Annotated in this window: 12 protein-coding genes; 6 read left to right on the top strand and 6 right to left on the bottom strand. The window is 67.9% G+C overall.

Going from position 1 to position 16782, the window contains the following annotated elements; genetic code table 11:
- Positions 1-106 precede the first annotated feature (106 nt).
- The 4 genes from ACIBK2_RS45195 to ACIBK2_RS45180 all read left to right on the top strand — a co-directional run bounded on the left by ACIBK2_RS45195 (position 107) and on the right by ACIBK2_RS45180 (position 8777).
- On the top strand, positions 107-1339 hold the full coding sequence (locus ACIBK2_RS45195) for an XRE family transcriptional regulator (protein ID WP_396977358.1): 1233 nt from the start codon (positions 107-109) through the stop codon (positions 1337-1339).
- A gap of 118 nt (positions 1340-1457) precedes the next feature.
- A complete protein-coding gene (locus tag ACIBK2_RS45190) occupies positions 1458-3176 on the top strand; it encodes a TIGR02677 family protein (RefSeq protein WP_396977354.1) in 1719 nt (572 codons plus the stop codon).
- The gene (locus ACIBK2_RS45185) at positions 3176-4594 is read left to right on the top strand and encodes a TIGR02678 family protein (RefSeq protein WP_396977397.1); all 1419 of its coding nucleotides are present in this window, start codon (positions 3176-3178) and stop codon (positions 4592-4594) included. The genes ACIBK2_RS45190 and ACIBK2_RS45185 overlap by 1 nt, the downstream gene beginning before the upstream one ends.
- A 4-nt stretch (positions 4595-4598) precedes the next feature.
- On the top strand, positions 4599-8777 hold the full coding sequence (locus ACIBK2_RS45180; protein WP_396977352.1) for a TIGR02680 family protein: 4179 nt from the start codon (positions 4599-4601) through the stop codon (positions 8775-8777).
- Between the two features lie 134 nt (positions 8778-8911).
- Here ACIBK2_RS45180 and ACIBK2_RS45175 read toward each other — a convergent pair whose 3' ends face one another.
- Entirely contained in the window at positions 8912-10513 is a 1602-nt protein-coding gene (locus tag ACIBK2_RS45175; RefSeq protein WP_396977350.1) for an FAD-dependent oxidoreductase, read from the bottom strand.
- Between the two features lie 53 nt (positions 10514-10566).
- Positions 10567-11217 carry a TetR/AcrR family transcriptional regulator gene (locus ACIBK2_RS45170; protein ID WP_396977348.1) on the bottom strand — a complete coding sequence of 217 codons (651 nt, stop codon included), beginning with the start codon at positions 11215-11217 and terminating at the stop codon, positions 10567-10569.
- A gap of 47 nt (positions 11218-11264) precedes the next feature.
- Here ACIBK2_RS45170 and ACIBK2_RS45165 point away from each other — a divergent pair, with 47 nt between their 5' ends.
- Positions 11265-12134: an NAD(P)-dependent oxidoreductase gene (locus tag ACIBK2_RS45165; protein ID WP_396977346.1), complete on the top strand. Its 870-nt coding sequence runs from the start codon at positions 11265-11267 to the stop codon at positions 12132-12134.
- On the opposite strand, the gene ACIBK2_RS45160 is transcribed toward ACIBK2_RS45165, so the two are convergent.
- The 4 genes from ACIBK2_RS45160 to ACIBK2_RS45145 all read right to left on the bottom strand — a co-directional run bounded on the left by ACIBK2_RS45160 (position 12135) and on the right by ACIBK2_RS45145 (position 14212).
- Positions 12135-12662, bottom strand: coding sequence for a M15 family metallopeptidase (locus ACIBK2_RS45160; RefSeq protein ID WP_396977344.1), 528 nt, complete (start codon positions 12660-12662; stop codon positions 12135-12137). It abuts the gene before it with no gap.
- A gap of 52 nt (positions 12663-12714) precedes the next feature.
- Positions 12715-12969: a hypothetical protein gene (locus ACIBK2_RS45155; RefSeq protein ID WP_396977342.1), complete on the bottom strand. Its 255-nt coding sequence runs from the start codon at positions 12967-12969 to the stop codon at positions 12715-12717.
- Positions 12970-13016: 47 nt separating this feature from the next.
- Positions 13017-13247: a hypothetical protein gene (locus ACIBK2_RS45150; protein ID WP_396977340.1), complete on the bottom strand. Its 231-nt coding sequence runs from the start codon at positions 13245-13247 to the stop codon at positions 13017-13019.
- A gap of 497 nt (positions 13248-13744) precedes the next feature.
- Positions 13745-14212, bottom strand: coding sequence for a hypothetical protein (locus ACIBK2_RS45145; RefSeq protein WP_396977338.1), 468 nt, complete (start codon positions 14210-14212; stop codon positions 13745-13747).
- An 819-nt stretch (positions 14213-15031) separates the two neighbouring features.
- Between ACIBK2_RS45145 and ACIBK2_RS45140 the strand changes: the two genes are divergently transcribed.
- Positions 15032-16123, top strand: a complete 1092-nt coding sequence (locus ACIBK2_RS45140; RefSeq protein WP_396977336.1) for an alkane 1-monooxygenase — start codon at positions 15032-15034, stop codon at positions 16121-16123.
- Positions 16124-16782: the final 659 nt, after the last annotated feature.

Raw genomic sequence — 16782 nt, 5'->3', positions numbered from 1 at the left:
CATGTCCAGCATGTACAACGCCAACTTGCGAATGTAGATGTCAACCCAGTGACACCTATATGCCCTATCTCGGCCACCGGGCGTTAACTGGTGCGATACTACTGACGTGGCCGCTGGAGACGATCGACCCGTCTGGGCTGTCCGGATGCGCTCCGAACGCGATGCGCGGGGGTGGTCACAAGCCGATGCCGTCCGCGTGATGCGCGCCAAGTCATCCCACAACCTGCCGACAGACAGTACACTGCTGCGTAACTGGCGCCGCTGGGAATCGGGCGAGTCGCGGCCGGATGATTTTTACGCACCGATCATCTCCGCCGCCTTCGACACTGTCACCGCCGCGTTCTTCCCCAAGGCCAGGCCGAATCGGGACGACGAAGTGCTCTCGGCAACCGGCATGGACACGCTGGAATTCATCGGGCGCCTGCGCATGTCGGACGTCTCCCCCGCCACCTTGGACGCCATCCGCATCACCGCGGAACGCCTGTGCTGCGAGTACTCCTACGCCGATCCGCACGAGCTGCACGCCGAAGGAACCGGCTGGTTGCGCCGGATTACCTCACTGCTGGACGGCCGACTGACTTTGGCGCAGCACCGCGACATCCTGGTGCTCGCGGGATGGGTTGCGCTACTGGTGGGTTGCGTGGATTACGACCTCGGCCGCCGGACTGCCGCGGAAGCGACCCGGCGCGCGGCACTCTCACTGGGCCAGGAGGCCGAGAACGCCGAAATCACCGGCTGGAGTGCGGAAATGGCAGCCTGGTTCGCGCTGACCCAGGGCAACTATCGCGGCGCGATCGACGCGGTCGACCAGGTGCTGTCGACCAGCCAAAACCTGGGTGTCGGTGTGCAACTCGCCGCGCAACGGGCCAAGGCCTGGGCGCGGCTCGGCGACCGGCGCGAGGTCGAAACGGCACTGGACGAGGGTCGAGCAATTTTGCAGCGACTTGATCATCCGATCAACCTGGACAACCATTTCGTGGTCGATCCGCAGAAATTCGACTTCTACGCGATGGACTGCTGCCGTGTCGCGGGTGAGGATCGGCTGGCCGAGACCTATGCGAACGAGGTCATCCGGAACTCGACGCGGGCCGACGGCACCGTGCGCAATCCGATGCGGGTGTCCGAGGCGCATCTGACTCTGGCGGTCGTCGCGGTCCGCAATCGCGATCTGGAACTCGCGGTCGATGAGGGACTGCGCGCGTTCGCGGGTAAACGCCGTTCGCTGCCGTCGCTGATGTGGATCGCGGGCGAGACCGCGCGCGAAATCATCGCCCGCTACCCGGGCGATCCGCGCGCCCGCGTGTACCTCGACCAGCTGCGTTCGCTCTCTAGCGAGTGACCGGTACCGCACCGGCACAGCCCGATTCGGCGGCGAACACCCGGCAAACAAGACACGGCCACGCCGAACCGGGTATGTACCCGCTGTCGGCGACCGGCCCGCTACTACCCTGTTCCCGGTGACCGACTCCGTCGACGCCGCCGCGAGCGCCTCCGTCCTGTGGGACGACCGGCTGCGGCTGTTCTCCTTCGCCACCGCCGAGCGCCGCGCCGACTACCTCTGGGTGCTGCGCGCCTTCGACAGCGCGCGGGCCGCCTATGTGGTGTTGCTGCACGCCGACGATGTGGCGGAGTGGATCGAGCGCAACGGACACAGCCTGCGCACACCCGATCTGCTCGACCTCGCCGAGTCCGACCCTGCGCCTGACGTCGAGGGCCAGCAACATACGGAGGACAAGGAGACCAGTCAGTCTGCTGTGAAATCGCAGGCCGATGACGGTCCGGCCAGCGCGCAGGCTTGGTCGAGTGAACGCGGCACCCGCCTGAACGCGCCGCACCTCACCGCCGCCGAAATCGGCCCGCTACTCGATCAACTGCACCAATGGGGCGTGCTGGAGCGCAGTTACGACGGAACGCGCGCCGCGACGCTGGCCGAATATCGCAACCGGCACTTCGTCTACCAGTTCTCCCAGGCCGGGTTCCAGGCCTATCGCGCGGTGGCCGGTGTCCTGAATGCCCGGCTCGACGAGGCCTCGCTCTCGCGCCTGGTGCTGCCGGAGTTGCTGGCCGACCTGCACACCCTCGCCGCGGCCAATCGCGAGGGCGACGCCGAACGGGTCTACCGCACGCTGCGCCGCCTCGACGCGGCGCTGACGGATATGGCGGCCCGCGCCGCACACTTCTATCTCTCGCTCGGCGACCTGGTGCGGACCACCGAGATCACCCCGGAATCGTTTCTGGCGCACAAGGACGCGCTGCTCGCGCACATGCGCGAATTCAGTCTGGACCTGGCCAGATTCGTGCCGCGGCTGGCGGGCGCGATCGCCGAGATCGAGGAGACCGGTGTCGACGAGCTGATCGAACGCGCCGCAGGCTGTGACGAACGGGTGCTGCTGAGTTTCGCGGAGCGGCAGGCGGATTGGCAGGCGCGCTGGGACGGGCTGCGGACCTGGTTCGTCGCGGCGGGCAGCGGTGAGCACGCGGGCACCACCGAGGCGGAACGGCTGCGCGAGGCGACCATGAGCGCCATCGCCGCCGTGCTGTCGCTGCTGCGGCGGGTCACCGAGACTCGACGCGGCGGCGTGAGCCGCGAGTCCGCGCTGCGGCATCTGGCGGGCTGGTTCACCGCCGCACCGACCGCAGACAGCGCGCACGCCCTCTTCGACGCGGTGTTCGGTCTCGGCAGGCCGCGACACCTCGCGATGGAACATCCCGACGCGGATCTCATCCCTGCGCAGCGATCCTGGTGGGAGGCGCCACCCCTGGAGATCTCGCGCACGCTGGCCGAAACCGGGCGGCCGCCCTCGGCCGGCGCGCCTGCCCGAATCCATCGCAACGACGCGAGCATTCGCCGGTTGCGCGAGATACAGCTGGACGCGCAACGGGCCCGCGCCGACGCGGCCAAGTCCCTCGCGTCCGCCGACGTGCACGACCGGGTGCTCGATGAACGGGAGACCGAGGTGCTGTTGCGACTGCTCGATGCCGCGTCCACCGCGTGGGTGCCGGTGAGCGGACGCGTCGCCGGGACCACCGGATCCGACAGCGGAGTCACCCTGACCGTCTCCGAACACGACGGTTCGACGGCCGTGCAGACCGCACACGGGCTGCTGCACCTGAACAACCGCAGGCTCGAGGTGCGGGAAACCACCAGGACCCGGCCGCGTGGGGGACGCGCATGATGCACGGACGCAAGATCGATTCCCTTGCGCTGGACAACTATCAGCGGGCCGCTCGCGTCATCCTCGCCAATCACCTGGTGACCAGGACCTATCCGGATCGGATCGCGCTGCCGCTGATCCGCCGGTGGGCCACCGAGCTGCGCGAGGACCTGGCCGAACTGTTCGGCTACCGGCTGGAGGTCACCGAGACCACCGCCCGAGTGTTCCCGATCATCGACCGGTTGGACGCGGGCAAGCCCGCGCGCACGCCCGCCGACCGCCTGTTCGATCGGCGCAGGTACGCGTACCTGGCGCTGTCGATCGCCGCGCTCGGCCGGGCCGGTGATCAGATCACGTTGTCGGAGTTGGCCGATCAGGTCGCCGCCTACGCGGGCCGGGTCGAAGGCTTGGAACTGTCCACCGATCGCGCGGCGGACCGGGACGCCTTCGTCGACGCGGTCGGCTGGCTGACCCATCGCGGCGCGCTCACCCTGGCCGACGGCGACGCGGGCGGCTGGGCCAGCGATCCCGAGGCGGGCGAGGCGCTCTACGACATCGACCGGCCGGTGGTGTTCGCGCTGTTCCGGCCGCCGCGGGCGCTGCAGCATCTGCACAGCGTGCGCGGGCTGCTCACCGAAGACGCCGCGGGCGCAACCGGTCCCGCGCACGCGCCGACCGCGGCCGACCTGGCGCGGCGGGTGCGCCGGACGCTGGTCGAGCGGCCGGTGGTGTATCTCGACGACCTCGCGCCGAACGAACGACCGGTGCTCGGGCAGGATCGGATCGTCGCCGATGTCGAAATGTTCACCGGGCTGAAGGCCGAACGCCGGGCGGAAGGGGTCGCGTTGATCGACACCTCCGGGCGGCTCTCGGACATTCGGTTCCCGAGCACCGGCACCTTGGCGCAGGTGGGGTTGTTGCTCGCCGGTGAGATCGCCGACCGGGTGCTCGATATCGACAGTCCGGTGGAACGGCGAACGGCCGCACCGGACCCGGGCGAGGCGCTCGCCGCGCAGTTGGACGGTGCGATCCCGGAGTCGACGGTGTTCGCGCCGCTGGCCGACCTGCGGGCGCTCGATGACTTTTCGGCACAGTCGGATTCGGCGTTCGAGGACGACGTGGAAGAACCGGTCGAGACGACGTATCCGTTGATCGACGCGGCGTGGGTGCGCGAGACCGTGCAGGCGCTCGCCGATCGGTACGGCGCCACCTTCGCCGCCCAGTGGCAGGCCGATGTGCCCGGCCTGACCAGCGAGGTGGTCGCCCTGCTCGAGCGGCTGCGCCTGGTGCGGGCGGTCGAGGACGGGCTGCTGATCATGCCCGCGCTCGCCCGCTATCGCGGCGCGGTCGTCACGGTGCGCACCAAGCGCACGGAGGAACTGTTCGTCACCGCGGCCGACACCTATGGGTCGGACAGCACTGGCACGGAAGGGAACTGAGGCGATGTCGCTCATTCACGGCGGAGTGCGGTTCATCCCGACCCGCGCCGGAATCGTCAACCTGTGGGACTACCGCGACCAGGAATTCTGCTTCGCCGACGGCAGATTGGTGCTGCGCGGCCCCAACGGGTCCGGCAAGACCAAGGCCCTCGAGGTGCTGTTCCCGTTCGTGCTGGACGGGCGGATCGAGCCGCGCAGGCTCAACCCGTTCGCCGGTGAAGAGCGCACGATGAAGTCGAACCTGTTGTACCGCAAGCAGGAATCGGCCTACTCCTACGTCTGGATGGAGTTCGCGCGCGGCGACTGGGACGACGCCGAGGCGGTGACCGTCGGCATCGGCATGCGCGCCACCCGCTCCTCGGACAAGGTGACGCGCTGGTACTTCGTCGCCGACGGCCGGGTCGGCGTGGACTTCTCACTCATCGGGCCCGACGACCGGCCGTTCACCCGCAAGCAGCTGGCCGAGCAGATCGGCACCGACGCCATCGTGGATCGTCCGGTCGAATACCGAAACGCCATCGACGCCAGGATGTTCGGGCTCGGCACCCAGCGCTACGACCAGCTGATCAACCTGATCCTCACGCTGCGCCGCCCGCAGCTGGCGAAAAACCTGGACCCGCGCGGACTTTCGCAGGCGCTCACCGACGGCCTGCGGCCCCTCGACGAACAGCTGATCCTGGACGCGGCGCGGTCGTTCAGCGATATGGAGGAGGTCGGCCGCACCCTGGAGGGTCTGGTGCACGCCGACAGCGCCACCCGCACGTTCGTCGACGTCTACCGCAAATACCTTGCGGTGCAGGCGAAGACGGACGTCGATCAGCTGCGTACCCGACTCGACGCGGTCACCCATGCCAGCACCGCGCTGTTCGCCGCGACCGCGCTGCGCGAGCGCCGCGAGGGCGAACGCGCCACCGCGGAGGCGCGCGCCGAGGATGCCGACCGGGCCTACGAGCACGCGCTCGGCGACCGGGAGAACCTACAGCGCTCCAGCGCCTACGAGGGCAAGCAGCAGCTCGACGATCTCGCCGACGCGGTCCGTCGGCTGGAGACCTCGGCGGGTGTACACGGCGACAAGGCGCTGAAGGCGCGGCAGACCCTCGATCAGCGGGCGCAGGAGGCCGAACGCGCGCGCACCGCGGTCCGCACGGCCGCTGCGGCATTGTCTCGCGGCGAGGACGAATTGCGTTCCGCCGCAGAGGAAGCCGGGATCGACTGGACGGCACTGTCCGAGGGTGCGCGCGCCGAACAGCTCACCGCGACGGTGCGCGCGCATGCCGAGGAACGCGACGCCGACGTGCGCGCGGTCCGGCAGGCCATGGGGGTCATGGAGACCGCGGCGGCCGAACGCACCAGGGCCGAACGACTCGCCGAACGCGCCCGCGAGCTGAGTGAGGCGGCGGCCGCCGAGGTCGCGCACGCCGAGGCGGCGGTGGTGCTGGCCCGCACCGAAGCCGCCAGCGCGCTGCGCGGTTGGTGGGACGAGCACCGCGAGGTCTACTCCCCGCTCGGCAACGGACTGTTCGAGGACCTCGATACCGCGCTCGCGCAGGCGGGTTCGGAGGAGGCGACGGTCGCGGAGGTGCTCGCCGAGCGCACCGAGGCGCTGATCGACGAGATCCGCAACGACCGGCAAGAGGCGCGTGGCCGCGCGGCGACGGCGGGCGAGCAGATCGCCGAGCTGACCGCCGAACGCGACCGGGTCGCCGCGCAAAGCGACGACGCGCCACCGGCTTTCGCCGCTCGCGCGCGCGACACCGAGGACCGTCCCGGTGCCCCGCTGTGGCGGCTGGTCCGCTTTGCCGACAATGTGAAGCCACCGGTGGCCGCCGGTATCGAGGCCGCGCTGCATGCCGCCGATCTGCTCGACGGGTGGATCTGTGCCGAGCCGCCCGCGAAGTACGACTCGGATCTGTTCCTCGTCCCGCTGCCGGAGAAGGAACGGCCGAAGGGCCGCACCCTCGCCGATGTCCTTGTCGTCGAGGAGGATTCGGACGAGCTCACGGTGCCGCGGCAGGCCGTCACCGAGGTGCTCGCCTCCATCGCGCTGCACGAGGGTAAGGGTGATCCGGCGTCCGGGGTCAGCACTGCGGGCGGTTTCCGCCAAGGCGTGCAGGTAGGCAGGCACCACAAGGCCGACGCCGAGTTCATCGGTGCCACCGCTCGAGCCCGCCGCCGCGAGCTGCGGCTGACCGAACTCGCCGCCGCACTCGAGGCGGCAGGTGAAGCCCAGCGTGGGGCGCAAGACCAGGAGTCCGACGCCACCGCCGAGCTCGCGCGAATCTCGGCCGCCGCCAAGGCTTTGCCGCGGGCCACCGCGGTCACCACCGCCTTGCGTGCCGTCTCGGAGACCGCAGGGATGATGCGCTCCCGCTCCGAGGCCGCCACTCAGGCCGAGCGCGACCTCGACCAAGCCGTCGCCGATACCACCGCGGTCGAGAAGAAGCTGCGCGCGGCCGCGACGAAGCACCGGACCCCGCGCGATCCGCGCGAACTCGACGCGTTGGCCGCCGCCATCCGGCATTTCGAGAACACCGGCACCGGTCTGCTCCGGCTGCGCACCGAACACGAGCGGGAACGCGAACGCGAACGCGAGGGCACCGACCGGCACGACGAGGCCAAGGATCTGGCCGAGGCGTTCGCCGAGGAGGCCGAGGCGGCCAAGTCCGGCTACCAGGAGCAGCTGCGCAAGCTCGAAACCCTGCGCGAGGCACTGGGTGCCGGTGCCGCCGACATCGATCAGGAACTCGAGAAGGCCCGCGCGAAGATCGAGGCGACCAAGGCCGAGCAGAAGGCGGCGCGTAAGGCCGCCAACGAGGCCATCGAGGCGATCGGTGACGCCGAGGCGGCCTACCGGACCGCGCATGAATCACTGGGCACCGCACTGACCGAGGTGCTCGCCGACGTGAAAGCCCTTGCCCCGTACGCTCGCCCGGACCTGCTTCGATTGCTCGGCGCGTCGGCCGAGGGCCGCTGGCCCAGCAGTGAGGCCGCCTGGTCAACGCCCGAGCAGCTGCTGTACCGGATCGCCCAGGCGGGACCGGAGGTCGAGCCGCAGGTGCTGCCGGACGAGGTCGGCGAGCTCTTCGAAAGCCTGACCGCCGCAACGTCTTCGGTGCGGGCCAGCGAGGCGACCCGCAAGTCGACCCGCAGTGCCGTGACGGCGGCGCTGCAGGAGTTCGATGCCGCGCTGTCGGGGTCCGGCCGCGACTATCGGCTGCAGTGGGACGCCGCCGACGGGCTGACCGTGGTGCAGGTGCAGGACGACGACGGCATGTCGGCGCTCGCCGATTTCGCGGCCCGCATCGACGGGGCCCGCAAGGATCAGGAGTTGCTGCTCACCGACGCCGAGCGGCGCATCCTGGAGGACGCGCTGCTGACCGGGCTGGCCCAGCAGATCTACGAACGCACCAGCGACGCACGCGATCTCATCGCCAGGATGGGCGCGGAAATGAAGCAGCGCCGGATGTCCTCGGGCAACACCATCGGCGTGCACTGGGTGCTGGCCGACACCCTCTCCGATCCGGCGCGGGCCATGTGCAAGCTGCTCGACCGGGACGCCTCGGTCCTCGGCGCGGACGAACTCGCCACCATCCGTGCGCATTTCGCGTCCGAGATCCGTGCGGCCCGGGCCGCGCACCCGGAGCGCTCCTATCCCGAGATCCTCGCGGCCACCCTGGATTACCGCACCTGGCGGGTGTTCTCGTTCACCCTCATCTCCGCCGACGGCAGCGAGGACAAGCTCACCGTGGCCAGGCACAGCGCGCTCTCCGGTGGCGAGCAGTCGGTCTCGCTGCACCTGCCGCTGTTCGCCGCCGCGCACGTCATGCTGGACTCCGCCGACCCGCAGGCCCCGCGCCTGCTCGCGCTCGACGAGGCGTTCGCCGGCGTCGACGACAACGGCCGCAGCGAATTGCTCGGCCTCAGCGTGCAATTCGACCTCGACCTGTTCATGACCGGCTACGACCTCTGGATCACCTACGCCCACGTCCCCGGCTGCGCCCACTACGACCTCGCACACGCCGCCGCCGAAAACACCGTCAGCGCAACGCTGCTGGTCTGGGACAGCGGCGACCTGCTCGCCGAACACGACGGCACCGACCTCACCGCCGCCCTCGGCTCCCCCAACCGCCGCCGCGTCCACAACACCATCGAGGGCGCCATCGAACTGACCCCCGTCAGCTGACCCAATCGAGGCGAGTCAAAAGGTCGCTAGTTGATCTCTACGAGCAACCATTTGACTCGCTTCGTTTCGCAATCCCAGAGGTTACGGGGGAGTGGGCTACGACACCATGGGCGACGGAAGTGGCCCCGGTTGCCTCAGTGCGGGCTGGCCAAGTCGCGCCCTGCGATCCAGCCCCAGGTCAGCGCCGAGGCGACCGTCAGGCCGCCTGCGAAAGTGCCGGGACCGAACACCGCGGCGGCGACGTTGCCCGCGGCGTAGAGGCCGGGGATGGGTGCGCCAGTCCAGTCGAGCACGCGGGCGCGTTGGTCGATGCGCGGGCCGCCTTTGGTGCCGACCGCACTCGGGTACACCGGGACGGCGAAAAACGGTGGCGCGCTTACCGGTCCGAGATTGGGATGGGTAGCGGACGGGTCGCCGAAGGCGTGTTCGTAGCGGGTATTGCCGCGATGGAAGTCGTCATCACGACCGGCTTCCGCCATGGCATTGAATCGGGTGACGGTCTGTTCGAGTGCCACCGCGTCGATGCCGGTGCGCTCAGCGAGTTCGGCGAGGCTGTCGGCTTGGATCAACCAGTCCGGCGCGGGCGTGCCCGCGGGAACGCCCGCGACCGAGTATTTGGCACGGAATTGCGCGTCGCCGATGGCCCAGGCGGGCAGGTTCCGCGGGTGGTGGGTGTTGGGATCGAGTTCGGCGAAGGCGCTCGCACAGTTGTGGCTCGACTCGTTGACGAAGCGGCGGCCCGCGGCGTTCACCCACAACACATGGGGCAGTGTGCGTTCCGGCAGTGTGAGTTGCGGTTGCGGGGTTGCGTCGGGCCAGGTCCGACCCGGCGTCTGACAGGCGGGCCAGGACCAATACTCGCCGGTGTAGGCCATGGCCGCGCCGATCTGACCCGCCATCCGCAGTCCGTCACCGTGTTGAATCGGCGGCGTCACTGGATGGGTGAGCGGCCCGGACAGCAGTTGCGACCGCAGGGTCGGGTCGTGCTCGAAACCGCCGGAAGCGAGCACGACCCCGCGGTCCGCGCGAACGGTGCGGCGCACGTTGTCAGTGCGCACGCCGGTGACGCGCCCGTCCTCGTCGCGCGTCAGTTCGGTCACCCGGCAATCGCGGATCAGGTGCACACCCGCTTTCCGACAACCGTGCAGCAGGCCGACGATCAACCCCGCACCCATCGTCACCGCTCCGGCAGACATGCGCTGGCCGATCAGCTCCATCGGCGGCGCTCCCCCGGCGAACAAATTGTGTGCCATCACCTCCTGATTGGTGAGCACCGGCGCGAAAAACGGTGCGGGCCAGACCAGTTCGGCCAGGTCGCCGAGGTCACCGAGGTCCTGCGGAGCCACCTCGACGTGGCGGGCAGTCTTGCCACCCGGCAGCTCGACGAAGGTGTCCGGGTAGGACGGCACCGGCAGGAACTGGATCGGTGAATGCTCCTCGAGGAAACGCACCACCTCTGACACCGTCCGCACGAACGTCTCCACCAAGGTGTCATCGCGCCCAGGTGCAGCGGTCCGGCAGTAGGTCAGCGCTTCCTCGACCGTGTCGGCGAAGCCCGCCTCGCGCATTCGATGGTTGGCCGGCGCCCACACCTGCCCGCCGGAGACCGCGGTCGAGCCGCCCCAGCGCGAGGACGCCTCGAGCACCACCACCTCGGCGCCACCGTCGGCCGCGGCCAGTGCCGCCGCCAAACCGGCCGCACCCGAGCCGATCACGACTACGTCGGCTTCGATCATGACTGTCTCCTCGCTCTATTTGTTTATCAGTACACAAAATAGGCGAGACGTTGTCAAGAGCGTGGTATCAGCCCGTCGAGCAGGGCGTTGAGGCCGAACTCGTAGTTGTCCCAGGCATGCGGCCACTCGCCTGCGAACGAGGCGATGGTCGGGGTCTGCCCGGGATCAACGGAGGCGATCATCTCTGATTGGAAGCTCGGGCGATCAAGCCCGGAAGCGGTGCGCGCCATCGCGATTCGGATGGTCAGCACGCCGACGGTGTACTGCCACACCGCCCGGTAGGCGGCACCCGCCCGCTCGGCGTCGAGTCCGCAGGCAAGAAACGCCTGCAGTATCTCCTCGACCAACCACAGAATCGAGCGACCGGCCAGATCGCCGCCCGCGAGCACACCGACGACCCAGGGATTCGCCACCAACTGGTCGTGCAGGAACCGCCACAACACCACCAGCCGCTGCCGCGGATCCGCTGGCAACTCGGGTCGTCGCAGCGCGGCCGCGGCACGGTCGAGCAGCAACAACAGCAGCTCGTCCTTGTCGCGGACGTGCCGGTAGATCGCCATCGGCGAGCTCGACAGGCGCTGCGCGACGGCCCGCATGGTCAGCGCGTCGATCCCGCCGAACTCCACGATCTCCTGTGCGACCAGAAGGATCGCGTCCTGCGAGAGCCTGGCCGGGCGCCCGCGGCGCCGCACCGAATCGTTCATCTTCGCAGTCTGACAGCTCGTACACCCGGGCTCGGTAGGGTGCCGGGATGGCGAAGATCGGTTTTCTCGGGGCGGGTCGGATGGGATCGGGGATGGCGGCGCGGATGCTGGCCGCCGGGCACGAGGTGGTCGTGTTCAATCGGTCGCCGGAGAAAGCTGCGGAACTGATTTCGGCCGGAGCCGTGCTGGCGGCGTCGCCGCGCGAGGCGGCGGATGGGGCCGACGTAATCATCTCGATGGTCGCCGATGACGAGGCCTCACGCACGGTCTGGCTCGGTGCGGACGGAGCCTTGGCCGCCGACCTCACGCCTGGTGCGTTCGCCGTTGAATGCTCGACGATCTCCCGGCCGTGGGTGCTGGAGCTGGCGAAACAGGCTGGCGCGCAGGGGCTTCGGTATCTCGACTCTCCCGTGACCGGACTGCCGGAGGTGGCCGCGGCGGGCGAGTTGACGCTGTTCGTCGGAGCCGACGCTGCCGATCTCGAAGCGGCCCGCCCACTGCTGGAACCATTGTGCACCAACATTATTCGCTTCGGCGAGGTCGGCGCGGGTACCGCATACAAGCTGTTGCAGAACCTGCACGGCTCCATCCAGATCGCCGCGACGGCGGAGGTGCTGCGGGTCGCGGAACTCGCCGGGTTGGAGTTGGCGACCGTTGTCGATACCCTCGCGCGGATCAGCCCCACGGTGGCGAGAGTCGGCCGAATCATGCTCGACGGGGTGCACGATCGCGATATCGCTTTCACGGCCGAGTTACGTCTGAAGGACACTCGTATCGGCGTCGAACTATCCGACAGTGTGGACGGTCCGGCCGCACTCGGCCATGCCGCTTACGACATTTTCAGCCGACTCGTCGAGGCCGGTTATGGCGATCTCAACGAAACCAAGGTTCTCGATCTACTGCGTGAAAGAGGCTGATTACCGACTACTGGCGTCCGGCCGTATCGGCGGGCAAACTCCGCCGGGCGCGGTGGCTAATTCGAAATGCCACCATTCGTTGTCGTACATCCGGCACAGTCCCCAGCGAGTTCCGTTGGTCTCCAGCCACCGCGCGCCCGCCTGCGGCCCGACATCGACCGCGCGACCCGACACGTGCGTCGACTCCTCCGGCGGCAACACCCATCGGCGCGCCACCTCCGGGCTGCCATAGGTCGCCACACCGTTGTCCCATAACTGCTGCTGCTCGGCGGGCGTGCGATACCCCGAGGTGATCGACAACGGCACACCTTGCGCGTGCGCCTCGCTCTCCGCCAGCGAGTACGCCACCGCGAGCCCCGGCTCCAACCCCTCGGTTCCCGCCGCCGACCCCAACGCCTCCCGCTGATCGATCGGCGCCGCCTGCCCCGCCGCCTGCGGTGCCAGCAAACCCGTCACCACCAGCGCGGGCAGCACCGCCACCGGTAGACCGAGCGCTAGTCGATTCCGCACACCACTCCGCAACACCATGCCGGCGATGGTAACGGTCGAGGTCGGCGACGACCGAAGTCGCCGCCGACACTCACAGGTCCTGCGCGGCGCGCAGAGCTGCCGATACCAGGTCCATGGTCGCCGGATCCGTGACGCCGACGCACTCGTCGAGTCGTCGGCGCACGGTGGCTTCGGGGTGCAGGGCCGAGGCCCATCCGTGGGGAGCCAGGTCGACGGCCAGCAATCCGCCCGGGTCCGAATCGAGGACATGCAGGGTCAGCACGACCTTCAGATGCGGGTTCTCGTTGATCGGCGCAGCGCTGACGATCAGTCGTCGTGTCGACACCCCGGGACGGTTGATGATCGGCGCGTAGCTCCAGACTTCGCCGCGGTTCACGCGAGTCCGGCTTCACGTGCGGCGGCCTCGGCCTCTTCCGCGGCCGCCTCGGCGTAACCGGGGTTCGCGGCGTCCCACTCGACGTAGGACGCGACCGATTCGCGTAGTGCTTGCTCCTGGAAGTGCCGCTCGACCCATGCGGACACATTCCCGCCCGCAGCCGCCGCCTGCTTGGTGATGTAGTCGGCGGTGGCCTGTTCGAGACTCAACGTCATCCGAGCCTTCATACTCAGCATCATACGATGCCTCCACCCGATACGGGAAGAACATCGTCTGCCGGGCGGGCGTGCGCATGCGGCGTGGCAAACGGCCGAGGTCGACCGCTGCGCGCGGTTGACGAGGAGTCATAGTCAATGGGCATGGCCCATGCTTACCCGAAATCCGTTGTCCGGCAAATGCTTCATCCACAAGGAACGGAGGTTATCCACAATCTATCCCAGTGCTGTGGATCACAATGTGCGGGCGAGTGCTACCAGTCCGATTCGCGAAAATTGCGGTGGTTTACCGAGTTTCACGACCGTACCGTTTTCTGACAGGGCCCCCGCTACGGTCGCGCATCCCCCGATCAGACCGCGGACGGCACCCCGACACGCTCGAGGGGTGTTCGTCCGCAGGCCGAGCGGGTTTGTGCACAGGCGACAAAAGTGTTCACATTCGCTCCCCAGTGATGTGAACAGCCACTAGAACGGACAATTCGACTCCGACACCGGACAATTCGACCGAATCACTCGCGCAGCGGAGTGACCAGCGTGAGGTGGTCCCGTTCGACGGCGGGTGTCCGCACCGGCGCCGGTCGGCGAATCGCTTCGGCCGCTTCACGATTGCGCCCGATCCGCTCGATGATCTCGCCGCCGTGGTCGCGGGCGTAGTCGATGGCGATCTTGATCTTGCTAGTGTGCAGGCTCGACTTCACGCTCAGTATTTCGATGCGCCGCTCGACCGGACCGTCCAATTCCTGTAGGCGGGCAACGACTTCCCAGACATCGGGACCCGCGACCAGCGCGGCGCGCCGATCGTGCATCGGTCCGCGGAAGACAATGCCGGGATGATCGAGCTGGTCGACGCCCTCCCGGATGAGGCGGTCGAGCAATGCGGTAGAAGTAGTACCCTCACGTGCGGCACGTGCGGCCAACCGGCGGCTGGCGGATTGCGAGAGACGCAGTGTTGTCGTGATGACCCTGGACGTACTCATTGCCCTCCTCGACCTTCAATGGCATCTGCGATGAACGGCATCAATGATCTTCATCGCTAAGGGTGCCCCGGGAAAGGGTGACGTCACTCCGGCGATCGGGGTGACATTTGTGTGTCCGCACAAAAGCCTCCACGAAAATGGAACGCCCAGTTCAGAGCCCATACTCGCCGCCGCACGGCCGTAATTTCCCAGCGGCACAGCGAAACCGGCCGCGCTATTTTGCCGACGATATCGACAGAGCCCGGAAATTATCTGGCGCAGAAACTCGCCTTATCCGAGACCAGACCGCCGATCGGAGTGTGGTTCGCGCGCACGTCGGCCCAGCAATCCCTTTGTTAGCGAAAACATCAGGTCACCGCCCCTGTTTCGTGCCGGAAACGGATCACCGCCGACCACGGGTTGCGCAGCGGCTTGCGCGGATCGGGCTGGGGCAGTGCGCATGACCCGCGGCGCTATCTCGACGATCGTGTGTCCCTGCGCGCCGGCCGGCCGGCCGGCGAGCGGATCGTGGAACAGCGGGTCGGGGCGCGGCCCAGTCTGACATGGCCTGACCACCGGCGATGCGACCGATCCCACACGCCGGGCGGAGCGGGCTGTCAGGATTCGGAACACTTTCGCTCCACATCCGTAACAAGAGCCGAGCTCTCGGCGACTCTGCTATCGAACCCAACTAACGCACCGTGGATAATTCAGCAGTCACAACAGATTACGGTTGCCCGTGGCCGGAATCGCACGGAAAGAAGCAGGAAGATCAACCGTCGCCAGCCCCGAGGTCAGGACCGTAAGCGCCCGCTGTGGATGCTCGGTCTGATCGCGCCGATGTGTGCACTGCTCCCCTCGCAGCTCGTGCTGCACACCGGCGCGCCCGTCTTCTGGTGGATCGGCCCGATCATCGTGTTGCTGGTGATCCCGGTGCTGGACTGGGTGGTCGGCGAGGACGGCGCGAACCCGCGCGACGAGGACTACGAACTGCTCTCCGGCGACCGCTACTACCGCTGGTGCACCTATCTGTTTCTACCGATCCAGCTGTTCGGCCTCGGCATCGCAAGCTATCTGTGGGCAGGCGACGAGCTCACCGGCATCGACAAACTCGGTCTCGCCGCGACTCTCGGCTTCGTCAGCGGCATCGGCATCAATGCCGCACACGAGCTCGGACACCGAGTCGAGCACCTGGAACGCTGGCTGGCCAAGATCGCGCTCGCCCAGTCTGCGTACGGACACTTCTTCGTCGAACACAATCGCGGACACCACGTGCGGGTCGCCACGCCGGAGGATCCGGCCAGCGCCCGGCTCGGCGAATCGCTCTGGGAGTTCTTGCCGCGCAGCGTGACCGGCGGTTTCCGCTCGGCGATCCGGCTGGAGCGCGAACGCCTCGCCCGCAAGGAGCGCGGCTGGTGGGATGTGGACAATCACATCCTGCAAGCCTGGGCGATGAGCCTTGTCCTCTTCGGCACCTTGGTCGCCCTGTTCGGCTGGCACATCCTGCCCTGGCTCGCCCTACAGGCCGTGATCGGTATCGCACTGCTGGAAACGGTGAACTACGTCGAGCACTACGGCCTGCTACGCGCCCGCCGCAGCAACGGCCGCTACGCCCGCTGCTCTCCCCGGGACAGCTGGAACAGCGACCGCCTGGTCACCAACATCTTCCTGTTCCACCTGCAGCGCCACAGCGATCACCACGCCAATCCGGGACGCCGGTACCAGACTCTGCGCAGTTCCGCGGTGGCACCGCAACTACCCGCCGGTTACGCGACCATGGTCGTGCTCGCCGCCATCCCGCCGCTCTGGCGCGCGGTGATGGACCACCGAGTACTCGCCCACTACGGCGGCGACATCACCCTCGCCAACGTCCAACCGCGCAAGCAGGGAAGGTTGCGCGCCACCCTGGCGTACCGACGCGCAACCAGCTGATTCACGGTGTGCGTCGAGGTCCGGCGCCGCTCTAGCTGTTAACCAAGCGACAGATAGGTTCTTCTTCGCACACCTGCTTAATCCTTCGCATATCCGGCTGTGGTGGCGTATCGAGACCTTCGGAACCCGAGCTCGGTGTGCATTGGCCCGTTCCAGCGTCGTCTCGCACCCACCGTTGCGCGACAAGGGCTCTCGGAGAATCGAGTCGAGTCAAATGGTCGCTGTTGAAGATCAATTAGCGACCATTTGACTCGACTCAACGCAGCCACGACGACTTGACGTAAGAAGCATCCTCTTGACGCAGGTTGCAGCATGCGTCAAGAGGACACAACCTACGTCAAGTGGCACTGCACAGGCTCTCTCGACACCACCAACCACACCGCACCCGCGTCACTCCCCTACCCGAGACTCTCGAGAACAGCACCACAGCCGGCCAGCCAGGCTGGAACTGCTGCTCCCGTGACCAAACAGCAGGGTAAGGCCGGGAACCCCACCTCACGCGCCCAGCACTACTCGATCATTCCCGAACAAGCAGACATCCCTGAACCGTTGTCGCATCGGCAGCACCGCACCCCGCACCCGGTACGCAACCAACAACGCAAGTCACCTGACACAGTCCAATATCCGCCGCATCCACCATCGACGATCACGAAACCCGC

The organism is Nocardia sp. NPDC050175 (genome assembly GCF_044459885.1).
Lineage (GTDB): Bacteria > Actinomycetota > Actinomycetes > Mycobacteriales > Mycobacteriaceae > Nocardia.
This window is presented reverse-complemented; position numbering and strand designations above follow the sequence as displayed.